The sequence below is a fragment of the Citrobacter sp. CK199 genome, from assembly GCF_030333285.1.
GTDB classification, from domain to species: domain Bacteria; phylum Pseudomonadota; class Gammaproteobacteria; order Enterobacterales; family Enterobacteriaceae; genus Citrobacter_B; species Citrobacter_B koseri.
Window position 1 is genome coordinate 215,870 of the sequence record NZ_JAOWGF010000025.1, and the last position, 16,371, is coordinate 232,240.

Genomic DNA, 16,371 nt, shown 5'->3' on the forward strand with positions numbered 1-16,371 from the left:
TATTACCCTTCGAAGAACCAGTACCCGCTGTTGACCAGCGCGGCCAGCATTGCGAGGAACGACGGGTCTTCCAGCGCATCGCCAAAATTCTCGGCGGTCAGCACGATGTGACTGGAGAGCGCCTCCAGCGCCGGGCGGTGCGGAGAATCAATCTTCTCACCGTTGGCGTAGACCTCATCGCCAATGCGCAGGACGCGTAAGCCGCCCAGACGCACCAGCACATCGCCTTGTTTCAGCGCATCATAGATCTCATCCGGCTGATACGGCGGTTCCGGCGGCGCGATGTCCAGTTCGTGACGAGACTGGGAGATAAATTCGCCAAACCACTGTTTAAAGTGTTCAGGCTGATTGATCAGGTCGAGCATCATTTCACGCAGCTTGTCCATCTCCTGCGGCAGAACGTCGGCAGGATGCTCGCGCGGCGGGATATCCGGGTCGCTGTAATAGGTGCTGCCCAGCTCGCGTTGCAGAACGTAGTCGGCAAAACCGCTGATCAGTTCACGCGTATTCGGCGCGCGGAAACCAACCGAGTAGTTCATCGCGTTTTCCAGCGCGTAGCCTTCGTGCGGGAATCCGGGTGGGATATACAGAATATCGCCGGGCTCCAGCTCTTCATCAATGATGGCTTCAAAAGGATCGACCTGGAGTAGATCCGGGTGAGGGCAATGCTGCTTCAGTTGCAGCTTCTCGCCTACGCGCCAGCGGCGGCGACCGGTTCCCTGAATGATAAAGACATCGTACTGATCCAGATGCGGACCCACGCCGCCGCCAGGGACGGAAAAGGAGATCATCAGATCGTCAATACGCCAGTCTGGCAACGCGCGGAAAGGGCGCATCAGCGCAGCGGTAGGTTCATGCCAGTGGTTTACGGCCTGAACCAGCAGCGACCAGTTGTTCTCGCCGAGGTGGTCGTAACTCTCGAACGGGCCGTGGCTGACCTGCCATTTACCATCCTGATGACTGACCAGACGGCTATCGACTTCGCTTTCCATCGCCAGTCCCGCCAGTTCGTCAGGGGAGAGCGGATCAATGAAGTTGTTGAACCCGCGTTTTAACACCACCGGGCGTTTTTGCCAGTGGCGTTCAAGAAATTCGGGCCAGTTAAGTGTTAATTGATATTCCATGTTGATTATCCGCAGGCTGGTATCTGACACCGATTATAACGGATGCTTAACGACATGCGGTGAAGAACATACATAAATATTACACGCCAGCGTCATTCATCGCGCTGAATCGGGTGCTGGCGACCAAAAATCACCTCCATCCGCGCTCCGCCGAGCAAACTGTCACCGGCGACGATCTTCCCTTCATATTGCTCAGTGATCTCACGGGCGACCGCCAGCCCCACGCCTTGCCCTGGTCGCAGGGTGTCAATGCGCTGACCGCGATCGAAAACCACATCACGCTTGCTTTGCGGAATGCCCGGGCCGTCGTCTTCTACCAGAATATGCAGATGCTCATCGGTCTGCCGGGCTGAAATTTCAACAAACTCCAGGCAGTATTTACAGGCGTTATCCAGCACGTTGCCCATCACTTCAACAAAGTCATTCTGCTCGCCGACGAAGCTGATTTCCGGCGAAATATCGAGGCTAATGTTGACCCCTTTACGCTGATACACCTTATTGAGCGCGCAGGTGAGATTGTCCAGTAACGGCGCTACGGGGTGCAGCTCGCGACTGAGTAACACGCCGCTTCCGCGCATGCTGGCGCGATGCAGGTAATAACCGATCTGCTGGGAGATACGGCTGATCTGTTCCAGCATGACCGGTTCGGCGTCGCTGACGCTCATTTTTTCGCTGCGCATTGAACGCAGGGTGCTCTGCAATACCGCCAGCGGCGTTTTCAGACTATGGGTGAGGTCGGTTAACGTGGTGCGGTATTTATCATAACGTTCACGTTCGCTCTTCAGCAGCCGGTTGAGGTTGCGCACCAGGCTGGTCAGTTCCCGCGTGGTTTCTGGGTTGAGCATTTCGCGGTGGTGTTCTTCCAGCTCGCGCACTTCACGCGCCAGCGCTTCGATAGGGCGTAAACTCCACCACGCGGCGACCCAGAGCAACGGGATGACTAACAGCAGGTTTGCCGCCAGAACATAAATAAACCAGCTCCAGACCATATACGAGCGTTTCAGCTCGATGGGGATAGTATCGACAACCACTATCGTCAGTTGCGGCATCCGCGCGGTAGCCGGATAGACATTCACCGCCACGGAGTGGGTCATTTCCGCATCGTCGTCATCTTCCCGCACCTCTTTGAGCTGCTGTTGGGCGGAATGATCTTCACTCAGCAATGTGCTGGTGGCATCGACATCGGCTTCAATTTCATGAAAACCGTTGGCTTTCAGCCATTCCGGCTGGATACGTTTCTCCAGCCAGGGAACGTTGCGCTGCGCCCATAACAACTTGCCGTTCTCATCATAGATCAGTGTCATCGTGGGGCTTTGCATATCGAGATTTTCCGGGATCTCGATATTGATTTTATTGTTTTGCCATGACGCGAGGGTGTAGAAAAGGTTGCTTTCACCGCGTAACAGGCGAAAGGTTGTCTTATCGAAACTGACGCTATAGCCAACCAGCGCGACCATGCCGTAGGCCAGAGAGAGCACCAGCACAACGCCTGCCGTCGCCAGCAGAAAGCGCAGGCGCAGCGATAAAGGAAAAAGATGACGCAGTAATTTATTCATTAGCGCAGTTCGAACAGGTATCCCTGACCACGGACGGTGGTAATCACATCATCAGGATATCGCGCCTGAATTTTTTTGCGTAAGCGCCCCATTAATACATCAATGGTATGGCTTTCACGCAGTTCCGCATCCGGGTAGAGCTGTAGCATCAACGAATCTTTACTGACGACTTTGCCATTATTGCGGATCAGCGTTTCCATAATGGTGTATTCAAACGCCGTCAGTTTTATCACTTCATCATTTACGGACAATTCACGGCGGGAGAGATCCACCTGAAAAGGCGGAATAGAGATAACCTGCGAGGCCAGGCCGCTGTTGCGGCGCATTAACGCCTGCATACGCGCGACCACTTCTTCAATATGAAACGGTTTTGTCACGTAGTCGTCGGCGCCGGCGCTCAGCACTTCCACTTTATCCTGCCAGCCTTCACGGGCGGTTAATACCAGAACAGGAAGGGAAACGTCATTGCTGCGCCAGCGGCGGATCAGCGAAAGCCCGTCTTCATCCGGGAGGCCTAAATCGACGATGGCGATGTCCGGCAGATGCTCGTTAAGATAATAATCGGCTTCCTTTGCATCTTCTGCGTCATCAACCTGGTGCCCCAAATCCTGTAATTGAACCTTCAGGTGGTGGCGTAATAAGGCATTATCTTCGACAACCAGTACGCGCATCATCTTTTCTCCCTAAATTAACGGTATTAGTAGTTTAACGCTGATTGTGTGGATTGAAACCAGCGCTATGAAATTAAATAACTTTTTTCATACTCCCTCGCCCTTGGGGGCGTCCTGGGGGCAGTGCTGTCGGCATCTGATTGTTCAGCATGTTGACCTGATCCTGGTTCATGTCACCAATCCACTTGGAGTAAACCTCGTACACCATACGCGCATCTTCATGTCCCATCTGACTGGCTATGAATGACGGGTTCGCTCCGGCCATCAGCGTCCAGCAGGCATATGTGTGACGCGACTGATATGGATTGCGCTCACGTATACCTGAAAGTTTAGTTCCACGCCTCCAGCCATAGGAAATCGAGTCCTTGGAAAAGTAACCGCCTTTCGTTGACGAGTATGATGTCGGTGAAAAAACGAAGCGAAGATATTGCTGCTCAGTTTTTCCGATCTCACGATGATGAAACTGAATTTCCTGTTTTGGACTGTTCCCGGTGATTTCGTATTGCTCCAGCAGAGCATCATGAGCAGGTTTCAGCAACGTTATCGTCCTTATCCCGGCATCTGTTTTAGGGGGTACAAATACTCGCTTGTTCGTCAAATTTCTGGATACGTGGATTTCACCTTTTACCAAATCAATATCTTCCCATGCCAGTGCGCATATCTCGCCCGGCCTCATCCCTGTATGTACCGCAATAATGATGATTAATGCCTGGCTACGGGGAAGGGCGGCTATCAGTGCCTGGTACTCATGAAGTAAAAGTGGATCGGGATCATTTTTAGATAACTTGAGTCGCGACACCCCTTCATAAGGAGCATGCAATATAAACTGGCTTCGGTTTGCAAGCTTCAGCATTTCTGATAAAACAGCCATCTGTTTATTGACTGTTGAGGGCGCGCGCCCATTTTTGATGCGGTTTGGCATTGAAGGGTTGAAAACTTCTCCGGTCAGGAGCTCTTTGCGGTAATTCAGAATATCTGCGTGCTGAATATCAACCAGCCGAGTGTTCTCGCCCACGACTCGTTTCAGGGTGTTAACGACTGATGTGATGGATAGCAAAGTGGCTTCAGATACCTCCAGTGACTTTGTATCTGTAAAAAAATCACTCAGTTCTTTGAATGTGGAGATCCGTTTTGTGGACGAAAATTTCTTAAGAGCCTTTGATTCCGGGAAACGATCTGCGTAGTCGAACTTACCGAGTTGTATCTCACTCACAATTGCCGCGCGCAGATTGCCCGCTTTTTTAATGTTGCTACTGTTGACAACCCAACCCTGGAGAACTTCGCGGCAACGAATGCCGCGATAGATAAATGTGATCCTGATTTTTCCGTTATGCAGTTCAACACCAGTCGGGTATTTCATTAAGCATCCTGAACTAACTGATTAATCTTCGGGTAGTTGTACCAAAGCAGACCTTTAGAGTTGTCAGTCTGTCCAAGCGCAGTAAGGCGCTTGAAGTGAACACCTTCAACCCATAGCTTCAGGCGATAATTTTTAATTTGTCCTTCAGTAAGTCCTGTTCTTTCGGTAAGTCTGGACTCAACAACCCACTCTTCGTTAAAAATTACCTGTGACATGGTTCACCTCAGGTAACCGGCGCCAGTATAGATGCGCCGGTGTTGTGACATTGATAATTCGTTATCAGGCAATCTGCCCTGGCAGTGCGCGCAGTCGGCGCATACCTGTCATTGCGGTGGCGACATAGCTCTTATGTCGGTTAACAACTTCTACTGTCACCTTCACGCCGTCGACCGCCACGGTATAAGTGGTCTTTGTTTTCTGTCGGCCAAACTCCCCGTAAAGCTCAACATGCTTTGCCAGTGCTGCATCGCACGCCCGGCGCCCTAACGGCGATTGCTTACTACGATTGATAAGGCGCATATAACCTCCTGTGACGGGAGGGTGGATCCTCCCGCCTCCCTTAGCTCACGTATTCCGGTTTCATGTCGTCCAGGGTGATGCGGAACTGGTCATACAGTTCATCGCCAAGATGACGTTTGGCAGCGCTGAGCGTACTTTCAGCTTTAGCGAACATCGCTGCGGATTCCGGTTCGCCGGGATTTGGAAGTGAGTTGATCACAGCCTCGACCTTGTTCTGCGCATCGACTTAGTAGTAGCGCTTAACTGCCTTATTTTTCAATTCGGTGAACAGCGCGGATCCCAGCAACACTTTCTGTGATTCGATATCCACGCGAATGGCTTTTGCCTGATCAACGGAGCTTGCTGTATCAATGCGATCGCGTAGATCGTCGGCAACGGCATCAACGTTAGTTGCCGATTCCTGCGCGCTGGTCGTGGTGCTAACCTCGCCAGTGATTTCCTGTACGCTCATGCGCTGGACTGGCGCAGGGTTATTCGCTCTGACGAGTTCAACGAATTGCGTAATAAAGTCTTTTGTGCTCTGCGTGATGCTCAGAACGATGAACCTGTAAGTGACGCTTACAAGTTGCCAGGCAGATGGATTCCGGTAAGCGAGCGGATGCCGGATCGCGATGTTGATGTTCAGGTTTACTGCGCTGATAAGAAAGAGTAGATGGTCGGATACATTGAGCACAATGAAACAGATGGATGGTTTAGGTTTGCATCACTTCCGAATGGTGGTGGTGTTTATTGCAAGCCAACTCACTGGATGCCACTGCCAGCAGCACCGCAGCAGGAGGCATGATGGATCAACTTCTGCAATACACCACCAATCGGATTATAGAGCTGGAAAACCTGCTGCTGGTGGATGTTGAGGAAGCTGTTTGACCAGCAGAAGTGAAAATGGTTTTTTCTCAGGTTGAGAACGCCGGGGATCTCCCGGCGCACCATAGTTTTCATGGCTGACCTTCGAAGTTCCATCTTGCGGAACCCATATTAAAGTAAACTCTCCGATCGGTAAACGCTGGGAATGTCGCTCTTTCAGAAGCTTTTTGCAATGCAGCGCAATAATCTTTGTCACCACCTTTCACGATAAAATTTTGCAGGGTGCCATCGACTTTGAAATCCAGATGAGCGTCACATCTTTTACCATTCCAGGCATGGGGCTCTGTAAGTGCTGCGTCCAAAGCTTTTTTTATTCTGGATGAGTACCATCCATATATATCCTTATCCGACACTTTACCTGAACTCTTATATTCGCATGATTCCATTGCGTTTTTTTTCTGACAGCCTGTAGGTGCAAGAGGGGAGCAACCTGCAATGGTTAATGTCACCACAATCAACATTAAAAATTTTATCATATATGTTTCCCGTCATGCTGCAATTCAATTTATTGAATTGTATAGTTATTTTCAGATATTTAAAATATGATAGTTACATTACTTCTTCATTAATGAAGTGACAGACTTCATTACTAATGTTTCAACTGCACGAAATCTACCACGCAGGGTTTCCCGCTGCGGTAATGCTGTGCCGCAGCCGTTCGACGAGGCCCTAGTATTGAAAGAGACCGTGGCCTAATAATATTTGTTTACGCTGATGTGCTCTCCATAACATCAGAGAGCACGTATCATTGAGTGTCAGGAGGATTCATGAGTGTTGGAAAGGCAGAGCCAAAAAATCCGAATGCGGCTGATTACATAATTTATGCTCGCCTTGATGCTGGAGAATCGCTGGAGAGCATCATAGCTAACCCACCGACAACGAAGTATGGAAGGCTTACTTGCGAGAGCAATATTAGGCAAGAATATGGTTTCTGGAAGCGATGGAGAAAGATGCATCCACGTCCGTAAACTAACCCGATGAGGCTATTTTTTAGTCCAGAATATTTTAATGTCATATTAATAGAATGAGAAAAATAATCTATTCAGAGCTCCCGTTCAGGCGGCTATGCGAAGGTGTGGCCGCTCCGATAAAATTTACGGAGTTCTGTTATGAAATCACAAAAGCGCGCTCTGCGCCGACATCATGCTGCAAGGCTTAAATCAAAACGCAGACATTACCGCAATGCGTGTTCTGGTGGGCCAGTTGCATTTGGTAAGGTCTACCATACACCATGTCTGTGCTCCTGTTGGATGTGTGGTCATCAGCGCAGGTACCACGGTATGGGAAGACAAGAAATTAAAGCCAGGGCGCGATGCTCTTAATGATTAAACCCGCTTCGGCGGTTTTTTTTACGCCTGGAATTTGTGTCTGCAGGTTAACTATTCGTGCTCTTAAATCGTTGATCATTCTGATTTATAGGTGTGCTGTATAAATGTACAGCTTTCGTGGTGGAGCCCATTATGAAAATTGAATTAACCATTGATCGTACTAAGAAACTTCCTGATGGCGCAGTGCCAGCATTAGAAGCTGAACTGTTACGCAGACTCAGTCAGAGCTATGAAGATGTGAAACTGACAGTTCGTCGCGCCGGAGCTGACAGCCTGAGTATTCTGGGGGGTGAAAAAGGGGATAAGCAGTGCATTGAGGAGATTCTCCAGGAGACCTGGGAAAGCGCTGACGACTGGTTTTACTAACATTGCGCTTGGGGCTGGCGCGCATTTTTCAGAATACCGCAATTTGCGTATCCCTTTGATGCTGCTGCCGACAATTTTTAACCGCGTCTGTATGTCGCTCGAAGGGAGAACAGAATGTGAGTAATTCAGCTTTGCAAACGTCAGAAGATAACTGGTATGACATTGTAAGACGGTCTGACGGCTGCGTGGTGTTTAGCTTTCCTTCGTCGGGCAGGCATCTTATTTATCGCGTCAATGGCATGGTTTCCATGCGGCCTTTGCTGGATGATGAAGAAGTCTTTACTCCCAATGGCTTTACGCAATTTATTCGCCGTCTCGGCTACCGGGTAACGCCACCTTCTGATAATATGAAATTAACGGTCTGAACAGCCGTTAACCTGCTGCGCCACGGAGTGAACAACCATGGCGCAATTACAACTTATTAAGCAGTCAACCGGAATACTGATCCCCGCGACGCCGGAGACCAGTGATTTTCTGCAATCAAAATGCAAGCTCGGCTCCGTTCTGGTTGCCGACTTTAAGCTTGTCCGCAATCCGGCGTTTCATCGCCGTTTCTTTGCGCTCCTGAATCTTGGATTCGAATACTGGGAACCAACGGGCGGCGCCATATCAGCTAACGAGCAAAAGCTGGTGAATGGTTACGCCAGATTCCTGGCATCGTATGGCGGGAATGAAGGGGCGTTGCTGGATGCTGCCGAGCAGTATCTGGATCAGATCGCCGGTCGGCGTATCACGAACGGCATAAGCCTGTGCAAATCCTTTGATGCATACCGCGCCTGGGTAACTGTCGAGGCCGGTCACTTTGACGCCATCCAGTTACCAGATGGCACGCTCCGCAAACACCCTCGCAGCATCGCGTTCGCCAGTATGGACGAAACCGAATTCCAGCACCTCTATAAGGCCACGCCCGATGTCCTGTGGCGCTGGATCTTGTCCCGCACTTTCAACAGCAGGGAAGAGGCCGAAAATGCCGCCGCCCAGCTTATGAGCTTTGCGGGGTGATGGCGATGAAGTATTCATATTTTCATCACACGGAATGCACTACCGAGCAGGCAGAGCGCCTGATTGCCGATTATCGGTCTCGTGGCGTCAGAGCCCAAAAGAGCCTCAATCCTGATTTCCTGACCTGGACAGTCAGCGCGAAATTACAAGAATGCGAACGTCCGGCGCGGACGCCGAGAACTTTCCGGCAAAAAGGATGGGGGTGAGCATGGCTAATAATCAGAAAAAGCGCCCTCGCCGAAAATGCACAGTATGCCGTGAGTGGTTTAACCCGGTCCGTCCTGAGCAGTACGTCTGCTCATATGAATGTGCCTGTGTACATGGAAAAGCTGTGAATGACGCAGCCAAAGCCGAGAAGCAGCGGAAAGATAAAAAGCGCCGACTTGAGGGGGAGAAGGCCGAACGTAAGCGTCTGGCTGAGCGTCGTCAGGCAGTGAAACCACTCAGCTACTTCATTAAGCAGGCCCAGCAGGCCTTTAACGAGTTCATCCGCTACCGTGACAGGCATCTGCCATGCATCAGTTGTGGGCGTCACCATGAAGGGCAGTATCACGCCGGTCACTTCCGCACGACCGGCGCAAACCCTGAGTTGCGGTTTAATGAAGACAACTGTCATCGCCAGTGCGCCCCCTGCAATAACCATCTGTCAGGAAACCTAATTGCCTATCGACCGGCGCTGATCACTAAAATCGGCCAGGCCCGCTTTGATGCCCGTATGGGGCCGCACGAATTACCCAAATGGAAACGTGAAGACTACATCCGAATTCGTGATGAGTACCGGGCAAAACTCAAAGAGTTGAAGCGCCAGGAGGCTGCATGAAACCGGAAACGATAGAGATACTCCGCACGCGCTGGCAGCGCCTCCGTATTTACCGCCGCCCGGGCTCCGTGCTGGTGGACTACCGCATCTTTCGAAACTTAATCCGCATTTATCAGAAAACAGGAGCATCAGCATGAAACTGGAACTCACCAAAGATCAGCATCAGTGGATTGACCAGTGGCTCCAGTTATGGGGGGCTTGGACGCAAACAGGAAAAATCGACAAATCCATGATCAACATGATAGCGAAGTTCATGGCCACCGTTCAGCCTCAGGAATCATCCCGGCCAGTTTGCAGTGATGATGACGGCATGCTGATTGACGAAGTGATCCGCCATTACCTGAAGAATATCGATGAGAACGCATGGCGGGTAATTTTTGCTTACTACGTCTGTAATTCAAGTGAGATCAGCATTGCCAGATGGCAGCACGCAGTTTGTTCACCACGCCTAATGAGAACCAGAGCAGGCAATCAATATAAGCGACCGAGTATTTCAACCATCCGTCGTGAGGTGAAGGATATCCTCAATGCCTCGCTGTACTGTTTGTATCAACCACTACAAAATGCTTTCATCTGTCGCGATAGTGTGAAGAAAGTAACAAAAAAAGTTGATAACGTGCTTGCTTTCCAATGAACAAATGAGCATTGTATTTAGTGTATATTGCTATTTTTGCGTTTAACCTATCAGAACACTAGGCCCGAGGTTAACACCTTGGGCTTTTTCGTTTCTGAGCCGGAAACTCATTTGGTATGAGCGGTCCCCTCATAAGGGAAGGGTAAACCGGTTCGAATCCTTCACGGCCCACCAAACCCCAGCCAGGGTATCTTCAGCCGCAGAGCTGACAATTGCCACACCCTCACATTGTTCGCCGCGTGCGAGCTTTTTTATTTCAGGCTCACGGGAATCAATCACTACGTGCTTAGCCAGCGTCTTTATTGGGTACATCGGCACCGATTCGATCGGTAATCTGATTAAGAAATTCTCAGCCAAAAAGGCGGGAGTTGACGATGCAAACCAGTCCTGACGGCATTGCGCTGATAAAAAAATTCGAAGGTTGTCGGCTGACTGCCTATCCAGACCCAGGGACAGGCGGCGCGCCGTGGACGATTGGCTATGGATGGACTCACCCGGTAGATGGCAAGCCAGTAAAGCCCGGGATGACTATCGACCAGGCAACGGCTGACAGGTTGCTTAAAACGGGGCTGGTGAGCTATGAAAACGATGTACTGAAGTTGGTCAGAGTGAAACTGACACAGGGCCAGTTTGATGCGCTGGTATCGTTCGCTTACAACGTCGGCTCGCGTGCGCTATCAACATCCACGTTGCTGATGAGTTTCTGCGCTGGAATAAAGCTGGCGGCAAAGTCCAGAATGGGCTCACTCGTCGGCGTGAGGCGGAGCGTGCTCTGTTCCTGTTGTGATTGGCGCGCTGGTAAAACGTTACTGGTTGCAGTTAGCAATTGTGTCGCTCGTTGCTGTGTTGGCATTTTTTGTGAACTACTACCGCGACAACGCCATCACCTACAAAGAACAGCGCGATAAAGCTACTGAGCAGCTCAGCCTAGCTAACGCCACCATCAAAGACATGCAGACCCGCCAGCGTGATGTTGCTGCACTGGATGCCAAATACACAAAGGAACCAGCCGATGCTCAAGCTGAAAACGATGCTCTTAAGCGCAAGCTTGATAATGGCGGCCGGGTGCTCGTCAAAGGCAAATGTCCAGTGCCAGCCACAACCAAAACCACCGGCGCCCCCAGCATGGGCAATGATGCCACCATCGAGCTCTCTTCAGTTGCTGGACGAAACGTTCTCGGTATCCGATCCGGAATCCTCAACGATCAAAAAGCCCTGATAATGCTCCAGAGCTATATTAAGACTCAGTGCAATAACTAGAAAAATATCTCAATTTAGTCGAAAAATTAGTAATATTTGAAGCTTTAAAAATAACTATTAGGCCTAATGCATGTTTCAGAATTGGTTGGATTATCAGAGTTTACAGGTTTCACGATCTGCAATGCAGGCAGCATGGGAGTCACTAGCTTGGACAAGGAGTGCTGCAATTGCTTCCTGGCTCTCCATTTTGATTTCAATGATAACCTTACTCTTAGCCTTCTATGTAATGAATACATGGAAGAAACAAGAGAAGGTAAACGTTAAGCGTGATGTTAAAAAAGCGGCTGCCAAACTATGTGCTGAGCTGGAGTTAATGCCCCGAGAATTTTCCTGGGAGAAAATAAGGAAAGGCCAAGCTACATCATTCAGCTCTAACTATGAAGTTTTGATAGGGTATCAAAAAGAAATTGATGAATGGATGAAGCATAACAAGCTGCAAGATTTATATTTTCAATTAAAATATTTGGGATACGCTGTAGTAGATGACCTTGGCGCTGAGCAGTTAGAAGCTCTAAAAAATTTGGATGCTCCATTTTTGAAGTATTTTAATTGTCGCACTGAAAAAAAACACTTTATGACACCTCTTAAGCTTTTCTTGGAAAAATTGGAAGTATATAAGTAGGTAGAAGTTTACAAAAAAGCCACTTTAAGTGGCTTTTTATTGACCTATCTCATGCAGCGGATATTCCTTCTGATATCCCCACAAGAGGATGAAGAGGCTCTCAATGTCCGACATCTACCAAATCACGCTAACCACCCAAATAGGCGAAACCTTCATGGGCAAGATGTCACGACGTCAGCCTGAGCTGGTAAACGGCTTTGTGCCGCTGGCGACCGAGACGGGCGAGTTGTAAATAGACCCGTTTTAGTTCCATGCATTTTTTGAGATCCCGGCCAAATAATAGTGCTGTCGGTATTCCTCCGGTGTCATATTGTTCAGTGATTCATGCGGGCGTTCACAGTTATATTCTGATAACCATTTCTCCGTGATTTCCCACGCTTCATTCAGCGTTCTGAACAGATAAAAATCGAGTATTTCTGTACGGTATGTTCGGTTAAAGCGCTCAATAAAAGCGTTCTGTGTCGGCTTACCCGGCTGGATAAACTCCAGTTTTACTGCATGTTTCTCTGCCCATTCAGCCTGTGCCAGTGAGATAAATTCCGGACCATTATCCATGCGTAGCATGACCGGATAGCCGCGATTTGCCGCGATCCGGTCGAGCACACGAACCACGCGCAGAGCTGGCAGATTCAGATCGATTTCAATCGACAACGCCTCACGGTTAAAGTCATCAGCGACATTGAACGTGCGAAAACGACGGCCACAGACCAGGGCATCATGCATAAAGTCGACAGACCAGCTCTGGTTCAGCGCTTCCGGTGTGGCCAGTGGCGAGGGATTACGCACCGGCAACCGCTGTTTGCCCTTACGGCGAAAATTCAGTTTCAGCAGACAGTAAATACGGTGGATCCTTTTGTGATTCCACGGGTGTCCCTGCCGCCTCAGAACCTGAAAAAGTTTCGGAAAACCGTATTGTGGGTATCGCTCGGCCACTGCCTGCAACGCGACAATAACGGGTTCGTCACGTGTGGTATCCGGGCGATAATGGTAAACCGTTCTGCTCAGGTTCAGACTCCGGCAGGCCTGACGGATACTGAGTCCAAACGTCGTTATCAGATGAGTGACCAGCTCACGCTTACAGGATGGTTTTAAAGCTTTTTTTCGATAACGTCTTTGAGCGCCCGGTTCTCAAGGCTCAGGTCGGCAAACATCTGTTTGAGACGTAGGTTCTCGTCCTCAAGATCCTTGATCTTTTTAATATCAGAAGCCTCCATGCCACCGTATCTGGACTTCCAGTTGTAGTAGGTTGCTTCAGAAATACCAGCCTCCCGGCAGACATCTTTAACAGTTCGTCCGGCTTCAACCGACTTAATCACAGCGATGATCTGATGCTCAGTAAAACGGGCTTTACGCATAGCGATCTCCTTCGTTGGCAGATTGATTATGCCGGATGATCTCTAAATGTGAATGGCACGGTTATGCGGGATACTTACAGTTATGCATCAGGTTATCGACAAGGGGGTAAACTGGAAGCCATTACAACCACTATCCGTTTCATTATCTAATGATAAGGTGGTTGTAAGGTATAGTGTTCCTTATCCACCATTAAAATTCACGGAAGCATACGTGAAGTATGATCCAGTGATGTATGATGATAAGGGTTTTACATTGTACGATAGCAACGGTCGTGTTGATATTTCATCCGTAGAAATTACTGCACAAGATGAAATAACAATTACTCCAGTTCGTAAGATTACTGGTCCTGCAAAATTGTTTTATGCCGACAAAACATACCATAACGGGAATGGAAACGTTTCAGACAGTGATGATACTGTATCACCATATAAATACGAGTATATGGAAGGTAGCGGACAATATCCTGAATCGAATGTTAAAGAATTAGTGGGAAAGCCGTATCCATTGAATAACTTTAGTGTTGCATTTTGGTTTAACTGTTGCTATGTGATGTTTTAATAAATAGATGAGATAAAAGGGGCGCGCTTGCCCCTTTTATCTCATATCTAATTAATTTAGTAATTTTCTTGCTATTTTTATTGATGGCTTCTCGATATTTTTATACATTATAAACGATATCAATATGCTAACAGATAAAAATACAAATAGAGAAAAGACACCGTATTGATTGTTCCAAACCTGAGGGAAATAAGTTTGGGTAAGTTTTATTATGGCCCAGTGGACCAAGTATAGAGAGTAAGATATATCACCAATAAATGAAAGTGATTTTATTTCGAATGGCGTCATGTCCTCAGCCATCAGGGCAGCGGTCACAAGCGCCATGCTGGGCCAGAACAACCCCACCATGCCCTGCGGCATCCATCCTGAGTAAAAGGTGAAATACAGAAAGATGACAATGAGAATGGTGCAGCAACATGCGCGAACTATTTTATTTATTTTTACAATATTTTTCCTGTAATTTATGAACAAAAATGCCAAGAAAATACCACCAACAAATTCCCATAGCATTGTAGTAGACATCACTTTTACAACTGGGGCTAACAAAAAATCCGCATTAAACTCAGCCTTTGCATTGGATGAGAACATAAATGAGCCATTAAAGTATAGTTGTAATAAAATCGGTAACAGCAAGAGAATTAAAGAGGAGAGTAACCCCCTATATTTGAAACTCACATATCCAGCGAAGCAGAAAATTACATAAAAATATATCTCATATGTCAAAGTCCATGCCGGTCCTATCAGATTGAATTTGAATGCGGGTGCGTTAGCATTATAATCAACATGGATAAGAAATAGTGATTTTATTACATTTATGAATTTTGCATCTGCATAATATATACAGGAAACAAGTAACCAAATTATAAAGAAAGTTGGGTAAATTCTTAAAAATCTCTTTATGGCAAATGTTTTTGGTGCTAGTTCTGATTTGTTTGATGTGATGTAATAAATAATAAAGCCACTCATGATAAAGAATACATCGACACCAACAGAGCCATTTACCATAAAAGTTTTCCACTCTGGACCAATAAGGGTTGTTGAGTGAAATAAAACCACAAGCATGGCGGCAATACCACGCAAATACTGTATTGATAATATTTTGTTTGAAGTGATTTTGTCCGTAGAAACGGTAATCACATCTTCGGCAGACAACGCATGTGAACTAGCTTGAGTCATTCTATAGCCTATAGAAACATTACATTCATTTTTTTTGTGATGCTATATTAACATTGTTTGTGAATTTATGAAGTAGTCAGGTGTGATCATCAGTGATAAGTCACACTTGATTAATATGATTGTTCAATAATTCATCATTATTGATGCTTGTTCAATGAGTTTTGGGATAAACTTGTCGCTGTACATAGTATAGATCTTAGTAAGTGGTTCTTGAAGTCTACAAAAAAGGACATAGTAGTCGTCGTGTAATTTAAGTTGTCGCACACAGAGCCTGTGTGGGGCCCCGGGCGCGGCCAACTGGCGATCGTCGACAGAGAGCGCCAGTCGCCGATGATGTCCCACAAAACTAAATTTCACCTCACGCCAGTCACTTACTGTTTCACCCAATCCAAGAGGCTTTACGCCGCCATGGAATCGTCACTGGCGGCATGCGATGGCTCCTCTCCTGTCTGTACATTTCCCATAATGCTGATCCCTGATAAGATGTTTCCGATTGTAATCAAAGGAAATATGGAATGAAAAAAATAATGGTGGTAGCAGTGGCTATGGGCCTTTTGGTGGGGTGTGCAACTAAGCAGTACCCATAGGCCCCGGCAGTAACAGGTGAAGAATCAGCAGCATTAGACTGCACAGCAATAAAACAAGAAATCGCAAAAACTCATAGTGTCCAGAGTGAGATCGAATCAACCGGTCAATTTGACGGGCGTACTGTTCTCGGCGTGTTAGGGGACTTTGGTATCGGTAACGGGATGGCGAAGAGCGAAGCATGTAAAAAAGCCCAGGCTAGACTTCAGCAACTAGAGTCGTTTAAAGCTGTGAAGTGCGCTAACGACAATTCTTGAGTGGTGGGCGTATGAAAACTATTTTTTAATCGTCATCATATGCATTGTCGCATTTTTAGGTTTTGGCTTTTATGTTGACTCAACGCCTGAGGGAAAAGAAAAGCAAGCAGCAAGAGATGCGATAAGTTATTGCTGGTCGACTCAAAATAAAAAATCAAATTCTGCATCCCAAGGGCAATTTATTGCCGGGGCCTGTGAAAAGATGGAAGATGATTTCAGAGTGAAATATGGCGTGAATCCATAGCAGAGTAGCCCACTGAAGTGGGCTTTTTATTGGTTTTCGGTATGGATTTTGGGGGCGCTGAATATCGGC

General features: G+C 47.9%; 22 protein-coding genes and 4 pseudogenes. 15 read left to right on the forward strand and 11 right to left on the reverse strand.

Going from position 1 to position 16,371, the window contains the following annotated elements:
• Positions 1-2: 2 nt before the first annotated feature.
• The 7 genes and pseudogenes from roxA to OGX75_RS09920 all read right to left on the reverse strand — a co-directional run.
• Complete coding sequence (gene roxA / locus OGX75_RS09890; RefSeq protein WP_047457471.1) at positions 3-1,124, reverse strand: [50S ribosomal protein L16]-arginine 3-hydroxylase; 1,122 nt, start codon at positions 1,122-1,124, stop codon at positions 3-5.
• Between the two features lie 92 nt (positions 1,125-1,216).
• Entirely contained in the window at positions 1,217-2,680 is a 1,464-nt protein-coding gene (gene phoQ, locus OGX75_RS09895; protein ID WP_012132787.1) for a two-component system sensor histidine kinase PhoQ, read from the reverse strand.
• Positions 2,680-3,351, reverse strand: a complete 672-nt coding sequence (gene phoP / locus OGX75_RS09900; protein ID WP_024130426.1) for a two-component system response regulator PhoP — start codon at positions 3,349-3,351, stop codon at positions 2,680-2,682. The genes phoQ and phoP overlap by 1 nt, the downstream gene beginning before the upstream one ends.
• 73 nt (positions 3,352-3,424) lie before the next feature.
• Positions 3,425-4,711: a site-specific integrase gene (locus tag OGX75_RS09905; protein ID WP_286451604.1), complete on the reverse strand. Its 1,287-nt coding sequence runs from the start codon at positions 4,709-4,711 to the stop codon at positions 3,425-3,427.
• Positions 4,711-4,926 carry an excisionase family protein gene (xisR, locus tag OGX75_RS09910; RefSeq protein ID WP_104868789.1) on the reverse strand — a complete coding sequence of 72 codons (216 nt, stop codon included), beginning with the start codon at positions 4,924-4,926 and terminating at the stop codon, positions 4,711-4,713. Before xisR ends, OGX75_RS09905 begins: the two co-directional genes overlap by 1 nt.
• A 64-nt stretch (positions 4,927-4,990) precedes the next feature.
• Positions 4,991-5,230: a DUF4060 family protein gene (locus tag OGX75_RS09915; protein ID WP_012132782.1), complete on the reverse strand. Its 240-nt coding sequence runs from the start codon at positions 5,228-5,230 to the stop codon at positions 4,991-4,993.
• A gap of 40 nt (positions 5,231-5,270) precedes the next feature.
• Positions 5,271-5,711 (reverse strand): annotated as a pseudogene (locus OGX75_RS09920) (hypothetical protein); the annotation flags it as partial.
• A 171-nt stretch (positions 5,712-5,882) separates the two neighbouring features.
• Here OGX75_RS09920 and OGX75_RS21220 point away from each other — a divergent pair.
• Complete coding sequence (locus OGX75_RS21220; RefSeq protein ID WP_172773880.1) at positions 5,883-6,014, forward strand: DUF551 domain-containing protein; 132 nt, start codon at positions 5,883-5,885, stop codon at positions 6,012-6,014.
• Here the strand turns inward: OGX75_RS21220 and OGX75_RS09925 are convergent.
• Positions 5,972-6,169, reverse strand: coding sequence for a hypothetical protein (locus OGX75_RS09925; protein ID WP_172773842.1), 198 nt, complete (start codon positions 6,167-6,169; stop codon positions 5,972-5,974). The genes OGX75_RS21220 and OGX75_RS09925 overlap by 43 nt on opposite strands.
• Positions 6,166-6,570 carry a cell envelope integrity TolA C-terminal domain-containing protein gene (locus OGX75_RS09930; protein WP_214143777.1) on the reverse strand — a complete coding sequence of 135 codons (405 nt, stop codon included), beginning with the start codon at positions 6,568-6,570 and terminating at the stop codon, positions 6,166-6,168. Before OGX75_RS09930 ends, OGX75_RS09925 begins: the two co-directional genes overlap by 4 nt.
• Before the next feature lie 984 nt (positions 6,571-7,554).
• Between OGX75_RS09930 and OGX75_RS09935 the strand changes: the two genes are divergently transcribed.
• The 12 genes and pseudogenes from OGX75_RS09935 (at position 7,555) to OGX75_RS09990 (ending at position 12,358) form a co-directional block, all read left to right on the forward strand.
• Positions 7,555-7,788 (forward strand): DinI-like family protein, encoded by a 234-nt coding sequence (locus OGX75_RS09935; RefSeq protein WP_286451603.1) that lies wholly within the window; start codon positions 7,555-7,557, stop codon positions 7,786-7,788.
• Positions 7,789-7,904: 116 nt separating this feature from the next.
• Positions 7,905-8,153 carry a hypothetical protein gene (locus OGX75_RS09940; protein WP_286451602.1) on the forward strand — a complete coding sequence of 83 codons (249 nt, stop codon included), beginning with the start codon at positions 7,905-7,907 and terminating at the stop codon, positions 8,151-8,153.
• A 37-nt stretch (positions 8,154-8,190) separates the two neighbouring features.
• Positions 8,191-8,790 carry a DUF1367 family protein gene (locus tag OGX75_RS09945; protein WP_286451601.1) on the forward strand — a complete coding sequence of 200 codons (600 nt, stop codon included), beginning with the start codon at positions 8,191-8,193 and terminating at the stop codon, positions 8,788-8,790.
• Entirely contained in the window at positions 8,790-8,996 is a 207-nt protein-coding gene (locus OGX75_RS09950; protein ID WP_110123580.1) for a hypothetical protein, read from the forward strand. Before OGX75_RS09945 ends, OGX75_RS09950 begins: the two co-directional genes overlap by 1 nt.
• Positions 8,997-8,998: 2 nt before the next feature.
• Positions 8,999-9,610: a recombination protein NinG gene (locus OGX75_RS09955; protein WP_286451600.1), complete on the forward strand. Its 612-nt coding sequence runs from the start codon at positions 8,999-9,001 to the stop codon at positions 9,608-9,610.
• Entirely contained in the window at positions 9,607-9,747 is a 141-nt protein-coding gene (locus tag OGX75_RS09960; RefSeq protein WP_286451599.1) for a YlcG family protein, read from the forward strand. Before OGX75_RS09955 ends, OGX75_RS09960 begins: the two co-directional genes overlap by 4 nt.
• Entirely contained in the window at positions 9,744-10,244 is a 501-nt protein-coding gene (locus tag OGX75_RS09965) for an antiterminator Q family protein (protein WP_286451598.1), read from the forward strand. The genes OGX75_RS09960 and OGX75_RS09965 overlap by 4 nt, the downstream gene beginning before the upstream one ends.
• Before the next feature lie 286 nt (positions 10,245-10,530).
• Positions 10,531-10,635: pseudogene (locus tag OGX75_RS09970) on the forward strand (phage holin, lambda family); the annotation flags it as partial.
• A pseudogene (locus tag OGX75_RS09975) lies at positions 10,619-11,031 on the forward strand (lysozyme). The pseudogenes OGX75_RS09970 and OGX75_RS09975, both read left to right, overlap by 17 nt.
• Before the next feature lie 26 nt (positions 11,032-11,057).
• Positions 11,058-11,504, forward strand: a complete 447-nt coding sequence (locus tag OGX75_RS09980; RefSeq protein WP_286451649.1) for a lysis protein — start codon at positions 11,058-11,060, stop codon at positions 11,502-11,504.
• Positions 11,505-11,625: 121 nt separating this feature from the next.
• Positions 11,626-12,126 carry a hypothetical protein gene (locus OGX75_RS09985; RefSeq protein WP_286451597.1) on the forward strand — a complete coding sequence of 167 codons (501 nt, stop codon included), beginning with the start codon at positions 11,626-11,628 and terminating at the stop codon, positions 12,124-12,126.
• Between the two features lie 103 nt (positions 12,127-12,229).
• Positions 12,230-12,358, forward strand: coding sequence for a hypothetical protein (locus tag OGX75_RS09990; protein ID WP_286451650.1), 129 nt, complete (start codon positions 12,230-12,232; stop codon positions 12,356-12,358).
• A gap of 11 nt (positions 12,359-12,369) precedes the next feature.
• Here the strand turns inward: OGX75_RS09990 and OGX75_RS09995 are convergent.
• Positions 12,370-13,481 (reverse strand): IS3 family transposase gene (locus OGX75_RS09995; RefSeq protein ID WP_286451596.1). Its coding sequence is split into 2 segments (ribosomal slippage): positions 12,370-13,220 and positions 13,220-13,481, totalling 1,113 coding nucleotides; the frame shifts between segments, so codons are not numbered across the junction.
• Between the two features lie 82 nt (positions 13,482-13,563).
• Here OGX75_RS09995 and OGX75_RS10000 point away from each other — a divergent pair.
• The gene (locus OGX75_RS10000; protein ID WP_286451595.1) at positions 13,564-14,040 is read left to right on the forward strand and encodes a hypothetical protein; all 477 of its coding nucleotides are present in this window, start codon (positions 13,564-13,566) and stop codon (positions 14,038-14,040) included.
• Positions 14,041-14,091: 51 nt separating this feature from the next.
• Here OGX75_RS10000 and OGX75_RS10005 read toward each other — a convergent pair whose 3' ends face one another.
• Positions 14,092-15,216 carry an acyltransferase family protein gene (locus OGX75_RS10005; protein ID WP_286451594.1) on the reverse strand — a complete coding sequence of 375 codons (1,125 nt, stop codon included), beginning with the start codon at positions 15,214-15,216 and terminating at the stop codon, positions 14,092-14,094.
• Positions 15,217-15,731: 515 nt separating this feature from the next.
• Between OGX75_RS10005 and OGX75_RS10010 the strand changes: the two are divergent.
• Positions 15,732-16,058, forward strand: a pseudogene (locus OGX75_RS10010) (hypothetical protein).
• Positions 16,059-16,371: the final 313 nt, after the last annotated feature.

Excerpts from the sequence above, each read along its gene's own strand:
- OGX75_RS09935 (WP_286451603.1), top strand. The coding sequence starts at position 7,555 with ATGAAAATTGAATTAACCATTGATCGTACTAAGAAACTTCCTGATGGC.
- OGX75_RS21220 (WP_172773880.1), top strand. The coding sequence starts at position 5,883 with ATGGTCGGATACATTGAGCACAATGAAACAGATGGATGGTTTAGGTTT.
- OGX75_RS09965 (WP_286451598.1), top strand. The coding sequence starts at position 9,744 with ATGAAACTGGAACTCACCAAAGATCAGCATCAGTGGATTGACCAGTGG.
- OGX75_RS09915 (WP_012132782.1), bottom strand. The coding sequence starts at position 5,230 with ATGCGCCTTATCAATCGTAGTAAGCAATCGCCGTTAGGGCGCCGGGCG.
- phoQ (WP_012132787.1), bottom strand. The coding sequence starts at position 2,680 with ATGAATAAATTACTGCGTCATCTTTTTCCTTTATCGCTGCGCCTGCGC.
- OGX75_RS09905 (WP_286451604.1), bottom strand. The coding sequence starts at position 4,711 with ATGAAATACCCGACTGGTGTTGAACTGCATAACGGAAAAATCAGGATC.
- OGX75_RS09950 (WP_110123580.1), top strand. The coding sequence starts at position 8,790 with ATGGCGATGAAGTATTCATATTTTCATCACACGGAATGCACTACCGAG.
- OGX75_RS09960 (WP_286451599.1), top strand. The coding sequence starts at position 9,607 with ATGAAACCGGAAACGATAGAGATACTCCGCACGCGCTGGCAGCGCCTC.
- OGX75_RS09990 (WP_286451650.1), top strand. The coding sequence starts at position 12,230 with ATGTCCGACATCTACCAAATCACGCTAACCACCCAAATAGGCGAAACC.
- roxA (WP_047457471.1), bottom strand. The coding sequence starts at position 1,124 with ATGGAATATCAATTAACACTTAACTGGCCCGAATTTCTTGAACGCCAC.
- OGX75_RS09955 (WP_286451600.1), top strand. The coding sequence starts at position 8,999 with ATGGCTAATAATCAGAAAAAGCGCCCTCGCCGAAAATGCACAGTATGC.
- OGX75_RS09925 (WP_172773842.1), bottom strand. The coding sequence starts at position 6,169 with ATGAAAACTATGGTGCGCCGGGAGATCCCCGGCGTTCTCAACCTGAGA.
- OGX75_RS10005 (WP_286451594.1), bottom strand. The coding sequence starts at position 15,216 with ATGACTCAAGCTAGTTCACATGCGTTGTCTGCCGAAGATGTGATTACC.
- phoP (WP_024130426.1), bottom strand. The coding sequence starts at position 3,351 with ATGCGCGTACTGGTTGTCGAAGATAATGCCTTATTACGCCACCACCTG.
- xisR (WP_104868789.1), bottom strand. The coding sequence starts at position 4,926 with ATGTCACAGGTAATTTTTAACGAAGAGTGGGTTGTTGAGTCCAGACTT.
- OGX75_RS10000 (WP_286451595.1), top strand. The coding sequence starts at position 13,564 with ATGCATCAGGTTATCGACAAGGGGGTAAACTGGAAGCCATTACAACCA.
- OGX75_RS09985 (WP_286451597.1), top strand. The coding sequence starts at position 11,626 with ATGCAGGCAGCATGGGAGTCACTAGCTTGGACAAGGAGTGCTGCAATT.
- OGX75_RS09930 (WP_214143777.1), bottom strand. The coding sequence starts at position 6,570 with ATGATAAAATTTTTAATGTTGATTGTGGTGACATTAACCATTGCAGGT.
- OGX75_RS09945 (WP_286451601.1), top strand. The coding sequence starts at position 8,191 with ATGGCGCAATTACAACTTATTAAGCAGTCAACCGGAATACTGATCCCC.